The sequence below is a fragment of the Cryobacterium sp. RTC2.1 genome, from assembly GCF_035018685.1.
GTDB lineage: Bacteria > Actinomycetota > Actinomycetes > Actinomycetales > Microbacteriaceae > Cryobacterium > Cryobacterium glucosi.
The window spans coordinates 1-13901 of record NZ_JASJXJ010000107.1; the positions used below are offsets into that span (position 1 = coordinate 1).

The 13901-nt window shown below is 66.8% G+C and carries 16 protein-coding genes; 8 read left to right on the top strand and 8 right to left on the bottom strand.

The features are described 5' to 3' along the window. Nucleotides 1–34 precede the first annotated feature (34 nt). From QN357_RS13165 to QN357_RS13175, 3 genes are read right to left on the bottom strand one after another with little or no spacing between them, the layout of a single operon-like run. On the bottom strand, nt 35–790 hold the full coding sequence (locus QN357_RS13165; RefSeq protein WP_322136074.1) for a hypothetical protein: 756 nt from the start codon (nt 788–790) through the stop codon (nt 35–37). Beyond that, a complete protein-coding gene (locus tag QN357_RS13170; protein WP_174774589.1) occupies nt 787–1248 on the bottom strand; it encodes a DUF6114 domain-containing protein in 462 nt (153 codons plus the stop codon). The genes QN357_RS13165 and QN357_RS13170 overlap by 4 nt, the downstream gene beginning before the upstream one ends. A gap of 32 nt (nt 1249–1280) precedes the next feature. Next, a complete protein-coding gene (locus QN357_RS13175) occupies nt 1281–1877 on the bottom strand; it encodes a DUF6230 family protein (RefSeq protein ID WP_134450236.1) in 597 nt (198 codons plus the stop codon). 211 nt (nt 1878–2088) lie between these two features. Here QN357_RS13175 and QN357_RS13180 point away from each other — a divergent pair, with 211 nt between their 5' ends. Beyond that, nucleotides 2089–2700, top strand: a complete 612-nt coding sequence (locus QN357_RS13180) for a TetR/AcrR family transcriptional regulator (protein WP_322136073.1) — start codon at nt 2089–2091, stop codon at nt 2698–2700. Nucleotides 2701–2719: 19 nt separating this feature from the next. Here QN357_RS13180 and QN357_RS13185 read toward each other — a convergent pair whose 3' ends face one another. Continuing rightward, nucleotides 2720–3016 (bottom strand): PGPGW domain-containing protein, encoded by a 297-nt coding sequence (locus tag QN357_RS13185; protein WP_134561327.1) that lies wholly within the window; start codon nt 3014–3016, stop codon nt 2720–2722. Nucleotides 3017–3052: 36 nt separating this feature from the next. After that, a complete protein-coding gene (locus QN357_RS13190) occupies nt 3053–3982 on the bottom strand; it encodes a hypothetical protein (RefSeq protein WP_322140749.1) in 930 nt (309 codons plus the stop codon). Between the two features lie 128 nt (nt 3983–4110). Here QN357_RS13190 and QN357_RS13195 point away from each other — a divergent pair, with 128 nt between their 5' ends. Continuing rightward, on the top strand, nt 4111–4806 hold the full coding sequence (locus tag QN357_RS13195; protein ID WP_322136071.1) for a CoA pyrophosphatase: 696 nt from the start codon (nt 4111–4113) through the stop codon (nt 4804–4806). 101 nt (nt 4807–4907) lie between these two features. Here the strand turns inward: QN357_RS13195 and msrA are convergent, their stop codons facing one another. Further along, entirely contained in the window at nt 4908–5420 is a 513-nt protein-coding gene (gene msrA / locus QN357_RS13200; protein ID WP_134558512.1) for a peptide-methionine (S)-S-oxide reductase MsrA, read from the bottom strand. Nucleotides 5421–5539: 119 nt separating this feature from the next. Then, on the bottom strand, nt 5540–7402 hold the full coding sequence (locus tag QN357_RS13205) for a DEAD/DEAH box helicase (RefSeq protein ID WP_134558511.1): 1863 nt from the start codon (nt 7400–7402) through the stop codon (nt 5540–5542). A 141-nt stretch (nt 7403–7543) separates the two neighbouring features. Here QN357_RS13205 and QN357_RS13210 point away from each other — a divergent pair, with 141 nt between their 5' ends. Genes QN357_RS13210 through QN357_RS13225 form a run of 4 tightly spaced genes read left to right on the top strand, consistent with a single transcriptional unit; the run spans nt 7544 to nt 10817 of the window. Then, the gene (locus QN357_RS13210; protein ID WP_134450243.1) at nt 7544–7933 is read left to right on the top strand and encodes a metal-sensitive transcriptional regulator; all 390 of its coding nucleotides are present in this window, start codon (nt 7544–7546) and stop codon (nt 7931–7933) included. A gap of 48 nt (nt 7934–7981) precedes the next feature. Beyond that, nucleotides 7982–8227: a heavy-metal-associated domain-containing protein gene (locus QN357_RS13215; RefSeq protein ID WP_134450244.1), complete on the top strand. Its 246-nt coding sequence runs from the start codon at nt 7982–7984 to the stop codon at nt 8225–8227. Continuing rightward, nucleotides 8224–10527 (top strand): heavy metal translocating P-type ATPase, encoded by a 2304-nt coding sequence (locus QN357_RS13220; RefSeq protein WP_322140750.1) that lies wholly within the window; start codon nt 8224–8226, stop codon nt 10525–10527. Before QN357_RS13215 ends, QN357_RS13220 begins: the two co-directional genes overlap by 4 nt. A gap of 14 nt (nt 10528–10541) precedes the next feature. Next, the gene (locus tag QN357_RS13225) at nt 10542–10817 is read left to right on the top strand and encodes an SHOCT domain-containing protein (protein ID WP_322136069.1); all 276 of its coding nucleotides are present in this window, start codon (nt 10542–10544) and stop codon (nt 10815–10817) included. Between the two features lie 121 nt (nt 10818–10938). On the opposite strand, the gene QN357_RS13230 is transcribed toward QN357_RS13225, so the two are convergent. Beyond that, complete coding sequence (locus QN357_RS13230; protein WP_322140751.1) at nt 10939–11760, bottom strand: DeoR/GlpR family DNA-binding transcription regulator; 822 nt, start codon at nt 11758–11760, stop codon at nt 10939–10941. A 91-nt stretch (nt 11761–11851) separates the two neighbouring features. Between QN357_RS13230 and QN357_RS13235 the strand changes: the two genes are divergently transcribed. After that, nucleotides 11852–12499 (top strand): bifunctional 4-hydroxy-2-oxoglutarate aldolase/2-dehydro-3-deoxy-phosphogluconate aldolase, encoded by a 648-nt coding sequence (locus QN357_RS13235; protein WP_134450248.1) that lies wholly within the window; start codon nt 11852–11854, stop codon nt 12497–12499. Nucleotides 12500–12561: 62 nt separating this feature from the next. After that, entirely contained in the window at nt 12562–13857 is a 1296-nt protein-coding gene (locus tag QN357_RS13240; RefSeq protein WP_134450249.1) for an MFS transporter, read from the top strand. Nucleotides 13858–13901 lie beyond the last annotated feature (44 nt).

Sequence of the window (13901 nt, forward strand, 5' to 3'; positions counted from 1 at the left end):
CTTCAGGCGACCGGCCCCGCGTCCTGCCATGCGGTCAGCTCACGCTCTGGTGCACCTGGCTGTAGCCGATGGAATCCGCAAGGGTCCCGACGAGCCCGAGTGTCACGGAGCCGAGTGTCGACGGTAGCCCGCCCGGCGGGGGAGTGGCCGCTCCGAAGCTGACGCTGGTTCCGTCGGGCAGGGTCGTGGTGATCGAGTCCAGGTAGACCTGCACGTTGCCGTGCAATTCCATCCGCGGGGAGCTCGTCACGAGGCCGGAGCCGGATGTCGACCGCACGTCGATGACGGCGTCCGTCAGAACAATGTCATCGGCCACGATCCTGAGCGCGGGCACGGTGGTGCCGTCGGCGTGCGACACGGTCACGACCGTCACTGAGGCGAGCCCGGTGATGGTCATCGAGGATGCGCCGAGTTGAGCCGCCGGGTTGCCGAACACGGGTGCATTCGGGTCTGCCACGGCGACAACCGCCGCCGCGGCCGGGGTGTTCGGGCCCGGAGCCGTGACGCCCACGGTCGGACCGGTGGTGGGGACCGGGATCGGGGCAACGACGGGAGCCGGATCGACCGGAGCTGTCGGGACGGTGCTGGGGGTCGCATCCGCCACGGTTGGGTCAGCGGTCGTGCTCGGCGTCGGCGTCGGGACGCCGCAGTCCACGAGGAGCAAATCGCACGGCACGGCCTGACCCGGCGACGGCATCGCTGCCGCCCCGATCGCCGACAGCGACAGCACGAGCCAGACGCCGACGACGCGCGGTCGCAGATCGCGGGTGCGCCCGCGGTCGCGCATCACAGGGCACGCCGCGGACGCGAGCGTTCTTCGAAGAGCTCACCCAACTGGATGTCGGGCTCCTCGACCGGGCTCGCAAACAGCTCGACGGCGGTTCCCGCCCTGGCCGGCTTCGGCATCCAGGCGACGACCAGAATGCCGCCGATCGCGCTCAGGACCATCCCGATGAAGAATCCGCCGAGGTTGACGCCGACCAGCGAATAGATCGAGAACACCAGTGTGATCACCCCGTAAAAGATCCGGTGCGTGGGCATCGCGATCGCGAGGATACCGAGCAGCACCACGATGATCGGGATGATCATCGCCTGCATGCCTTCGATCCCGACCTGCACGTGGATCGTGCCGACGTCGAGCTGGCCGGAGAAGAACATCTCCACTCCGGCCAGCACGACGAGGATGCCACCGACGAACGGTCTCTGACGGCACCAGGCAGTGAATGTGGCCCACGTGCTGGTTTTCATCCGGTCTCCTCCGTGGTGACGGGGTGCTTCGATTAGAAGCACTCAGTTCCGTTGGTCAGCTGCAGGTGCATGCCGTTCAGGGTGAACACCGAGGCCTGGGTGCTCCATGCCGTCTGCTGAAGCCCGGCGACCTTGATCGTGTCGGCGTCCTGGGCGAAGTCGCCCGTGGTGCCCTTGGCCGCCGTCTTCACCGCGGCGGCGTCCACGCCGATGCGGATGTTGCCGAAGGTCGCGTCACCCTTGAGGTCGGTCATGCCGATCTGCAGGTCGGTCGCGGTGGCCGGCTTGCCGCCGCCGCCCGCACCGATGAGCAGGCCGACCTTGCCGAGCGGGGTCACGGCGACCACGGACTGGCACAGGTCGGCCAGACTCGCGGTCGCGATGTTCGCGATCGCGACGGGGTGGTACGTGCCGGTCTTGCCTTCCTGGGCGACGCCTCCGTACTGAGAGAAGCCCGTCCCATCGAGCTGGGAAGCGCTGATCTTGAACTGGCCTCCCGACACGGCGAACGAGACGGGGACGGCGCCGTTGGCCACCCCCGCCATGAGGACGGTGGACAGCAGGGCCACGGGAACCGCAGCGAGCACGATCCGTCCGGCGTGGGTGCCGGTGAGCTTGGTGAACTTCATAGATCCTCCTTGATCTGGGCAAACAGTCCGGCAGGTCGTTATTGACTCGCCAACCAATAAGCGCTGTTGACGAGTGTACTAATAGCCGGATTTGCGAAACATCACGGTTTGGCAACGCTTTTTGCGATCTGCTAACCGGGCACTCGCGTGGGAGTGCCCGGTTCGGGGGTGCCGTGGACGGCCCGCTGCCGAACGCGGATATGCTCTAACCATGGAAACGGAGCGGCGAACGCGGCTGACTCCGGACGAGCGCCGGGCCCAGCTGGTCGCGCTCGGAGTGAAGTCCCTCGCGGACCAGCCGCTGGAATCCCTCACCATCGACTACCTCTCCGCGCGGGCCGGCGTTTCCCGCGGATTGCTGTTCCACTACTTCACCTCGAAGAAGGGCCTGCACCGTGAAGTGGTGCGCACAGCCCGCGACGCCATGCTGGACGCCACAGAGCCTGCCCCGGAACTGCCGCCCCTCGAACGACTCCGCGACACCCTGACGCGGATCGTCGGTTTTGTCCGCGAGTACCGCGGGACATTCTTCTCCCTCGTGCGCGGTGTCGCGAGCGGCGACACCGAGGTGCGCGAGGTGCTGGAAGAAGCACGGGCGGCCCAGGCCGATCGCGTGATCACGGTCTTCCTGGAACTCGGAGTCGCGGACTCGGAGTTGCTTCGTCTCGCCCTGCGCTCCTGGGTCGGATTCGCCGAGGACATCCTCGTCGACCTCGCGCTCGACACCGAGATGCCCTCAGAGGAGATCGTGTCGTTCCTGGAGCGGAGCGTCACGGCGATCGCGGTATCCGTTGACCCGCAGGGCACGATCGCTCGCGAGTGACGTTCGTCGCGGATTCCGGTCAGTCCTGGCGGGCGTCCCTGCGGTCCTGACGCAGCTGTGAGACCTTGGAGGCACCCCGCCTGGCGAGGTCGTTTGCCCGGCGGCTGACCTTCTTCGCGCCGTCGAACTCGGTGCCGAGCAGCGCGAGGCCGCCGAGGCTGATCAACGCGCCGGGCCCGGGGAGAGGGATGAGCACGATACCCAGCACGACGGTTCCCCCGCCGATGACACCGACGGAGGTGCGGTAGACGCGGTCGACGGTGCGGTTGCGGCCGATGAGGTCGCGGGCGGAGTGGGCTACGGTTCTGACCGGCATGCCGCGAGTGTAGCCGACCCGGTTGGGCTGGGGAGGTTAGGCCGTCTGGTCTGCCGGGGGGCCCGGTTGGACGATATTCGGCCAGAGGCGCCCGCGAGAGTACCCGGTTGCACTGCTGTGACCGAACCAGATGATCGTCGCGAGATAGCCCCAGGTGAAGAGCTGGGACCCGAGTCCGGTGCTCCAGGTCGTTCCCGTCCCCGCGTCCCAGCCGTTGAGGATTCCCAGGCCGACGGCTCCAACGGCCAGCCACGCGATCATGGTCTGAAACATGCTCGCGCTGCGCAAGGTCTCGGCGCGGAAGGCGTCGTCCCAGGCCTGCTCGAGGTCGGTACCCGCCGACTGGGCCTGGCGGAGGATCCGCCGTGATGCGAACCTGCCGGCCTCGAGGCTGGAGCCCGCAACGGCAAGAACCGGAAGCGCGGCGCTCTGCAGGAAGACGGCGAGATCGAGAACGCCGACGGACCCCAGCCAGAGGGCTGTGCCCGCGAGAACGGCCGCGACGATCACCAGCAAGGGGGCCGCGCGCAACCGTCCAGGGCTGACGTAATCGGCGAGAACGACCGCGGGCGACCGATCCGGTCGAGTGCCATTCATGGAGGGCAGGAATCGCGACTGTCGAACGGTGAGACCCAGGTCGAGTGTGGACGCTCCTATCAGGGTCGCCGGCAGGGCGACCAGCCAGACGAACGGGGGCGAGGCGAGTTCCGGTCGCAGAAGGAGGATCACGGATGCCGCGAGCAGACCGGTCAGCGCACCGACGAGGACGACGGTTCCTGAGGTGCGAATCCGGCGGCGGACGGTGGCCGCCATCCGTTCAGTGCCGATCGGCAAACCGGTGGTGTGCCAGAACTGCAGAAAGCGCCGGTCCTGCGCCCCTCGGGTCCGCGTGACGAGTAGTGAGCCCAGGATCATCAGCCAGCCCACAGCGACGCAGACCCAGACAAAGACAGTATCGGATGACATGCGGCCCCCAGCACTCGCGATGCACAACAACTTAGCATTGGATATTGCATCGTGTTCAGCGGATTGAGGCGGGGGCATCCGTTGTGTCACCTTGGAGGACCTTCGTCGCGATTCTCTAGGCTGGGGTCATGCTCGACGTAACGGACGATCCCCGGGCGCAGCTCGCGGCTCTGTGCGAGCGCGGCCTGGACTGGCACACCGGGGTGACGCGTTCCCTGCCGGATGCGGCGCAGGCAAGGCACGCTGCGGTGCTCGTCCTCTTCGGGGTGCTCGACTCTTCGCCTGCCCAGTCACCGGTGCAGGGACGCGCGCGAGCGCAGGTCCCACGGGACCTCGACGTGTTGCTGCTGCGTCGTGCTGCAACGCTCGGGAGCCACCCGGGGCAGATCGCCTTCCCGGGCGGACGGCTCGAAGCCTCCGATGCCGGCCCGATCGCGGCCGCTCTGCGGGAGGCCGTCGAGGAGACCGGCCTCGACCCGGAGGGCCTCGAGCCGCTCGGCACCCTTCCGGCACTGCCCGTGCCGGTGAGCAACCACCTCGTGACCCCGGTGCCGGCCTGGTGGACGCGCGAGTCGGAGGTGGCAGCCGTCGATCACCTGGAGACGGTCGACGTCTTCCGGGTGCCCGTCGCAGACCTGCTCGACCCCGCCAACCGGGTGAGCACGGCTCACACCGTCGGGGGAGCCGCGTACCGTTCGCCGGCCTTCACCGTCGGCGGCCGGCTGATCTGGGGGTTCACGGCGATCGTGCTGTCGCGGATGTTCGATGAGCTCAGCTGGGCCGAGCCGTGGGACCTCGGCCGGACCGTTCGGCCGGACCTGTAGCCGCAGAGGTGTGGGCCGCTCCCGACCCCGGCAGTGGACGGGAGGTGCCTGAGACGAGCGCGGCCCCGGCGATCAGATCACCGGGGCCGCGAGTGCAGTTCTTAGACGGATGTCTCCGTGCGGGCGGGCAGGCGCCAGCCCGGCCGGACATAGTGGCAGGTGTACCCGGCGGGGTACTTCTCCAGGTAGTCCTGGTGCTCGTCTTCGGCTTCCCAGAAATCGCCAGCAGGCTCGACCTCGGTGACGACCTTGCCCGGCCACAGGCCGGAGGCGTCGACGTCCGCGATCGTGTCGCGGGCGACCCGTTCCTGCTCGGGCGTCGTGTAGTAGATGGCCGAGCGATAGCTGCGACCGACGTCGTTGCCCTGCCGGTTCTTCGTCGACGGGTCGTGGATCTGGAAGAAGAACTCCAGCAGCTCGCGGTAGCTGATCACCGCGGGATCGAAGACGATCTCGACGGATTCGGCGTGGTCACCGTGATGACGATAGGTCGCGTTCGGGGTGTCGCCTCCCGAGTAGCCGACCCGCGAGGAGATGATGCCGGGGCGCCGGCGCAGCAACTGCTGCGCTCCCCAGAAACACCCTCCGGCCAGGATCGCTTGTTCTGTACTCATGATTCCTCCACATACGTTGGGGTGACCGCCGGCTGCGTTCTCACGTCGCCCGCGGGTCAGTGGATAGAACACCGCTCGTGTCGCAGATGTTCCATCACCGCGCCGACGGCCTCCGAGCGCTAGTCGCGGCGGGGGTGGCGCGGGGCGCGGTCCTCGCGGCGCACCGGGCCGCTGTTGTCCGGCTGGATCTCGATGAGCTTGCCGCTGATCCGGGTTCCCACGAGACGATCGAGGACGTCCTGGGACAGGTTCTCTGGCAGCTCGACGAGCGAGTAGTCCGGGTTGATCTGGATGTGCCCGAAGTCCTCGCGGCTCAGGCCGCCCTCGTTCGCGATCGCGCCGACGATCTGGCGCGGCTCGACCTTCTGGCGCTTGCCGACCTCGATCCGGTAGGAGACGAGCGGGATGGTGCTGTCGCGGGGGCGCGGTTCGGGGCGCTCGCTCTTGCGCGGGCGGTCGTCGCGGTCCCAGCGATCGTCGCGTCCGCCACGGTCGTCGCGTCCGCCACGGCTGTCGCGGTTGTTGCGATCGTTGCGGGGCGCATAGCTGCCGCTGTCGTTGCGCTCGGAGCGTTCGCGTTCGTTGCGTTCGCGTTCGTCGCGACGCTGGTTGCGGGCATCCTGCTCGGAGAGGAGCAGCGGGGTCTCACCCTGGGCGACGACCGCGAGAGCTGCGGCGACGTCGGCCTCCGGCACGTCGTACTGCTCGACGTAGTGGGCGATGATGTCGCGGAACCGGTCGACGCGGGCGGTCTGGCCCAGCGCCTCGGTGATCGCGTCGTCGAAGCGCGCCAGGCGGGTGATGTTGACGTCCTCGACACTCGGCAGCTGCATCTGGGTGAGCGGCTGGCGGGTTGCCTTCTCGATGGCGTTGAGCAGGTGACGCTCACGGGGTGTGACGAAGCTGATCGCGGCACCGCTCCGCCCGGCGCGGCCGGTGCGGCCGATGCGGTGCACGTAGGACTCGGTGTCGATCGGGATGTCGTAGTTGATGACGTGGCTGATGCGCTCGACGTCGAGGCCGCGAGCGGCGACATCCGTTGCGACGAGGATGTCGAGCTTGCCCGACTTCAGCTGCTCGACCGTGCGTTCACGCTGAGCCTGCACGACGTCACCGTTGATGGCGCTCGCCGAGTAGCCGCGCGCGCGAAGCTTCTCGGCGAGGGTCTCTGTCTCGTTCTTGGTGCGGGTGAAGACGATCATGCCCTCGAAGTTCTCCACCTCGAGGATGCGGGTGAGCGCGTCGACCTTCTGCGGGTACGAGACCATCAGGTAACGCTGGGTCGTGTTCGCCGAGGTCGTGGTCTTGGTCTTGACCGTGATCTCTTCGGCGTCGTGCAGGTACTTCTTGGCGATGCGCCGGATGGACGCGGGCATGGTCGCAGAGAACAGCGCGACCTGCTTGTCTTCCGGGGTGTCGGCGAGGATCGTCTCGACGTCTTCGGCGAAGCCCATCTTGAGCATCTCGTCGGCCTCGTCGAGCACGAGGTACTTCAGCTCGGACAGGTCGAGGGTTCCCTTGGCGAGGTGGTCCATGATGCGACCGGGAGTACCGACGACAACGTGGACGCCGCGACGGAGCGCGGAGAGCTGGACGCCATAACCCTGTCCGCCGTAAACGGGGAGGACGTGCACGCCGCGCATGTGCGAGGCGTAGCTTTCGAAGGCCTCGCAGACCTGGAGTGCGAGCTCGCGGGTGGGGGAGAGGACGAGGGCCTGCGGGTTCTTCTGCGCCATGTCGAGGCGGGACAGGATCGGCAGCGCGAACGCTGCCGTCTTTCCGGTCCCGGTCTGGGCGAGGCCGACGACGTCGCGGCCGGCGAGCAAGGGGGGAATGGTCGCGGCCTGGATGGCCGAGGGAGTTTCGTACCCGACGTCCTTGAGGGCTTTGAGCACGGCATCGGTCAGGCCGAGCTCGGAGAAGGTCTTCGCGACGAGGGCAGTTGCTGCCTCGCTCGGCGCTGTTGTATCAGGAGGCGTCATGTTATCAAAGGTAGTCGGTCGAAGCTCACCCCCCTATTAGGGAGACCGGGCCATCGGGACGAATCGGGCCGAATATGTACCATAGGGGGGTATCGGGTGTACCATAGGGGGGTATAAGGATCCGACGAGGAGGACAGCGCGATGACGGATATCAGTTCTACGGAGGTCGGTGCGACCGCGGTCGGTGCGACCGCAGCAGGTGCGACCGCAACGATCGCCGCCGAAGCGAGTGCAGACCCGCACAGCGGTCCGCATGGCTACATGTCCAACAAGGACGCCTACCTGAAACGGCTCCGCCGGATCGAGGGCCAGGCCCGCGGTCTGCAGGGCATGGTCGCAGACGACAAGTACTGCATCGACATCCTCACCCAGGTGTCGGCGATGACGAGCGCCCTGCAGGCGGTCGCTCTCGGCCTGCTCAACGACCACCTCAGCCACTGCGTGGTCGAGGCCGCCGTCAAGGGCGGCGACGAGGCCGACGCCAAGGTCAAAGAGGCCTTCGACGCCATCGCACGGCTCGTGCGGTCCTGAGCCACGGCTCACCCATTCACTACAAGGAACCAGAAAGAAGTGCATTCCATGATCGGACAGACGGAAAACGACCTCGGCATCAGCGAATACCAGGTGACGGGGATGACCTGCGCGCACTGTGTAGCGGCCGTGACGAAGGAGGTCGGCAAGCTCGCCGGCCCCGAGAACGTCGCGATCACCCTCGTTCCGGGCGGCACGTCCGTCCTGACGGTAACCGGCGCCCCAGTCGACCGTGCTGCCGTCGCAGCCGCCGTCGACGAAGCGGGTTACGAACTGGTCGCTGAGTCACGATGACCACCGAACGCGTCGACCTTCTCGTGGGCGGGATGACGTGTGCCTCCTGCGCGACCCGCATCGAGAAGAAGCTGAACCGGATGCCGGGAGTCGAGGCATCCGTCAACTACGCCACCGAAAAGGCGAGCGTCTCCCTGCCAGAGGGCACCACCGTCGACCAGGCCATCGCCGTGATCGAGGACACCGGTTATACCGCAGAGCGCCCGCGCCCGCCGGAGCCGACCGCCGGGACCTCTGGCAGCGCACCCGCTCCCACGGCGCAGGAGCTCGAGGTGGCGAGCCTGCGTCACCGCCTCCTCGTGTCGACGGCGCTCGCGATCCCCGTCGCCGCGATGTCGATGATTCCCGCCCTGCAGTTCACCAACTGGCAGTGGCTCGCCCTGACCCTCGCGGCGCCCGTCGCCGTCTGGGGCGCCTGGCCCTTCCACCGCGCCATGTGGATGAACCTCCGGCACGGCGCGACGACCATGGACACCCTGATCAGCATGGGCATCATCGCCTCACTCGGCTGGTCGCTCTACGCGCTCTTCTTCGGCACCGCCGGCATGCCGGGCATGCGGATGACGTTCAGCCTCACCGCCCAGGCCGGCGGCGGAGCGAACGAGATCTACCTCGAGGTCGCATCCGCGGTCACGGTCTTCCTCCTCGCGGGCCGGTACTTCGAGGCGCGCGCGAAGAAGCAGTCCGGGGCGGCGCTCACCGCCCTCCTCGAACTGGGCGCCAAGGAGACCGCCGTGCTCCGTGACGGCGTCGAGGTCATCGTGCCCACATCATCCCTCGTCGTCGGCGACCAGTTCGTGGTGCGGCCCGGCGAGAAGATCTCCACGGATGGCGTCGTGGTCGAGGGCGTGTCCGCCATCGACGCGAGCATGCTCACCGGCGAAGCCGTGCCGGTCGAAGTCGGTCCGGGCGCCGTCGTCGTCGGGGCGACCCTCAACTCGGGCGGACGGCTCGTGGTCCGGGCCACCCGGATCGGCGCAGACACCGAACTCGCCCAGCTCGGGCGCCTCGTCGAGCAGGCCCAGACCGGAAAGGCCGACGTGCAGCGCCTCGCCGACCGGGTCTCCGGGGTGTTCGTGCCGATCGTCCTCGGTCTCTCCCTCGCGACCCTCGCGGTCTGGCTTCTGGTCGGTGCAACCCCCGTCGTCGCCTTCACCGCCGCCGTCGCGACACTCATCATCGCCTGCCCCTGCGCGCTCGGGCTGGCCACACCGACGGCACTGCTGGTCGGCACCGGCCGCGGCGCACAGCTCGGCATCCTGATCAAGGGCCCGCAGGTGCTCGAATCCACCCGGCGCGTCGACACCATCGTGCTCGACAAGACCGGCACCGTGACCACCGGGCGGATGTCCCTGGTTCAGGCCGTCCCCGCCTCAGGGCTCGAGGCCGCCGAACTGCTCCGGTTCGCCGGGGCCGCAGAGGCCGGGTCCGAGCATCCGATCGCGAAGTCCATCGTGACCGGGGCGAGGGAACGGGTCGGTACCCTCCCGGCGGCCGAATCGTTCGCCTCCGCGGACGGCCTCGGAGTACAGGCCGTCGTCGACGGTCGCCTCGTCGCCGTCGGCCGGCCGCGTTGGCTCACCGAGCAGTGGGGCATCGTCTTCACGCCCGACCTCGAGGCGGCGCTCGCCGCTGGCGAGGACAGAGGCGAGACCCCGGTCGCCGTGGCCTGGGACGGAGTGGCCCGCGGCATCCTCACCGTCGCCGACGCCGTCAAGGACACGAGCGCCGCCGCAATCGCCGAATTCCGCCGCCTCGGCCTCACCCCGGTGCTCCTGACAGGGGACAACGACACCGTTGCCCGGAACGTAGGCACCCTCGTCGGCATCGACGACGTGCGCGCCGGCGTGCTCCCCGCCGAAAAGGCCGAGGCCATCCGCGCCCTGCAAGCCGAGGGACGGGTCGTTGCCATGGTCGGCGACGGCGTGAACGACGCCGTCGCGCTCGCCACCGCCGACCTCGGCATCGCCATGGGCACCGGCACCGACGTCGCGATCGAGGCGAGCGACCTCACCCTCATCCGGAGCGACCTCGTCGCGGCAGCGGATGCCATCCGGCTGTCCCGGCGCACGCTCGCCACGATCAAGGCGAACCTGTTCTGGGCCTTCGCCTACAACGTGGCCGCGATCCCGCTCGCCATGCTCGGCCTGCTCAACCCCCTGATCGCCGGCGCCGCAATGGCGCTGTCCTCGGTCTTCGTGGTGAGCAACAGCCTCCGCCTCCGCGGTTTCCGCGGACTGACCCTGCCGGCCGCTGCCCCTCGTACCCCCACGGGTATGGCGAGTAGCGTGACGGTATAACGAAGGAGAACAGAATGATGTGGGGCAACGGGTACGGCATGGGATTCATGTGGTGGGTGTGGCCGGTCGGGCTGGTCCTGATCCTGGGCGTAGTCCTGCTCACCATCGTGACCATCCGGGTCTTCAGCAGCGGGAGCGGGACCCGTGCGGAAGGGCCGCAGGGCAACGTCCCTTCCGGGCCGGTTTCGACCAGACGCAGCGCAGCACGCCTCCTTCTGGACGAGCGCTTCGCGCGCGGCGAACTCGACGCCGAGGAGTACCGGCACCGCGTGCAGGTGCTCGGGGAGTAGTCGACTCAGGCTCAGGCTTCGCCGCCGCCGCGCCCGTTTCGGCAGACCTAAGCCGCCGTTTCGGGCGCGCCCAACTTTAGGGTCGTCCTTCGTGCTGACCTCGGCGGTCAGGAGCCCAGCGTCAGTCTTGCGCTGCTGAAAGCGAGTGCTCAACGGATGCAAGGTGGAGATTGACGCCCAGGCCTCTGATCTGATCCTGAGCGTCGACCGGAAGCTCCTCGTCGGTGACGATCGCATCGAGCCTTTCGAGCGGGGCGACCAGGAACTTCGAGACAGTGCAGAACTTGGTGCTGTCGGCCAGCAGGAAACACGCCGACGCGGCCTTGAGAGCCGCCAACTTGATCTCGACCTTGTCGAGCGAGGGAGTAGTGACGCCGCGGGGAAGGCTCCACGTTCCCGTACTCAGGAAGAACAGGTCGAGGTTGATCGAGGAGAGCGTCTGGGCGGCCAGACGCCCGCAACTCGAGCCGCTGGAGGCATCGACGAGGCCACCGGTGTGGATCGTCTCGATATTGGGGTAGTCGAACAAACTGGTCACGACGTAGAAGTCATTTGTCACGACGGTCACGTTCTTGCGCTCCCGGAGGAACGGGACAATGGATTGGCAGGTCGTACCGGCGTCCAGGAAGATGACCATTCCATCCTCGACGAAACCGGCGCCGAGTTCGGCGACGGCCTGTTTCCGGGGGAGTTCCAATTGCGCGCGAGAAACTCGCTCGCGCGGCGGCTCTCTGCTTGTCCAATCGGCGAGACGCACACCTCCCTGCACCGATGTGACGAGGCCGCTCTCCTCCAGGGCGGCAATGTCCCGGCGCACAGTCATGTGCGACACATTCAGGAGGTCGGTGAGGTTTCGGATACCGAGAACACCCTGGGCGCGCAGAACGCGAAGTATCTCCTGTTGGCGCTGCTCGGGGATCAGTGGCATAAGAGAGGCGCTCATGGTCCTGCCTTTCTGGTGGGTACACCCCTCAGCTTAACTTAATTTCACATATGTGTCACACGTTTGCACATTTGGGGTACTCTGTTAAACAATGTTAAAGAAATATGCAACTTTAGAAGCCATCGTCCAGACCGGCGCCGTCCTCATCGTGCGCCTCAATGATGCCGAGGAAGCGTTCGCAGTATCGGAGGCCGCCATCGCAGGCGGATTCCGCGCACTCGAGATCACACTTTCGGTGCCCGGAGCCCTGGGAGTAATCGAGAGACTGTCGGCGAAGTACGCGCACCAGGGCGTGGCAATCGGTGCCGGAACCGTGATCGACGCCGAGTCCGCATACGCGTCCATTTCCGCCGGTGCCCAGTTCCTGGTGAGCCCACAGCTCAACCCGAAGATGATCGCCCTCGCCAATCGATATCAGGCGGTGACGATCAGTGGCGCGTTCACCCCGACTGAGATCCTCGACACTCTCGAGGCCGGCGCAGACATCGTCAAACTCTTCCCTGCCGAGATCGCCGGACCTCAATATGTGCAAACGATCCTTGCGCCTCTGCCTCAGGCACCCATACTGCCTGCCGGCGGAGTCACCAAGGACAACGTCAAGGCCTGGTTCGACGCTGGTGTCACCGCAGTGGGCGTCGGGAGCTTCGTGACGAAAGCCGCCCAGGCCGATGGCGACTACTCGAAGGTCACCAGCGCCGCCGAAACCTTCCTTGCCGCGATCAGCGAAGCCCGCAAGTAACCCCCTCAATCACCAAGAAGGCCGACGATAATCGTTGGTCAGATCACAAAGGAGTGAACCCCATGACCAAGTTGTCTATGGAGGCTGATTCATCCGCACTGGTAGAACCGAAAAGCGTCAAGATCCGCTGGTTCTTCATCGCCCTGCTCGTTCTCGGTGGCATCGTCAATTACCTCGACCGGGGCACGCTCAGCATCGCGAACACCACTATCGCTGCGGAGTTCCACCTGAACGCCATCGAAATGGGACTTCTGCTCTCCGCATTCGCGTGGCCGTATGCCATTGCGAACCTGCCTGCCGGCTACCTCGTCGATAAGTTCGGTCCGAAGCGCATGTACGCATGGGCGGCGATCGCCTGGTCGGTTGTATCCATGGCCACTGCCCTGGCGAACTCGTTCACGTTCATCTACGTGATGCGAATGGCCCTGGGCATCTCGGAATCCCCGTTCTTCACGTCGGGACTGAAGGTCTCCGACCGCTGGTTCAACAAAACCGAGCGCGCCCTTCCCGTGTCGATTGTGAATACCGGCTCGCAGATCGCCAACGCGATCGCGCCGCCGCTGCTGACGTTCCTGCTCCTGACGATGAGCTGGCGAGGCATGTTCGTGATGGTCGGCGCACTCGGCATCGTGGTCGCCGCAATCTGGATCAAGATCTACCGTGACCCGACGGCAATGGAAGAGATCCGCATCAAGGGTGCGGCGCTCCACGAGGAGAACCACCCCAAGGACAAGCAGGTTGGTTGGGGCGACCTTCTCAAGCACCGCAACACCTGGTTCATGATCATCGGAGCCTTCGGTATCTTCTACACGGTCTGGGTCTACCTGACCTGGCTCCCGAGCTACCTGCAGACCGCGCGCGGGTTCAGCCTCAGCCAGACCGGCTGGCTCGCCGCGCTGCCCTTCCTCTGCGGCATCATCGGCGTCCTGGCCGGCGGTATCATCTCAGGAAAGGCCATCAAGAGGGGCATACCCACCATCAGGGCGCGCAAGATCCCGATCGTCGGTGGTGCCCTCCTGGCAGCCGTCGCGGTCCTGCCGGTCGCATACGTCGACAACACGCCGCTCGCGATCACTCTTCTCTGTATCGGGTACTTCGCAGCGCAGGTCCCCATCGGAGTCATCTGGACGCTGGCCGCCGACCTCGCAGAGAAGAACCAGGTGGCATCGCTCGGCGCCATCCAGAACTTCGGTGGATTCCTGGGCGCCGCACTGGCCCCCATCGTCACCGGCTACATCCTGAACGCGACCGGGGGCAACTACACCCTCGTATTCGTGATCGGTGGGATCATGCTGCTGGTCGGTGCACTCTCCTACGGGTTCTTCGTCAAGGACCGCCGCCCGCGCATCACCGCCTGACCGTCGCCCTGTGGGGCCCCGCCCCCCCCCCGGCCCCCCCAAAC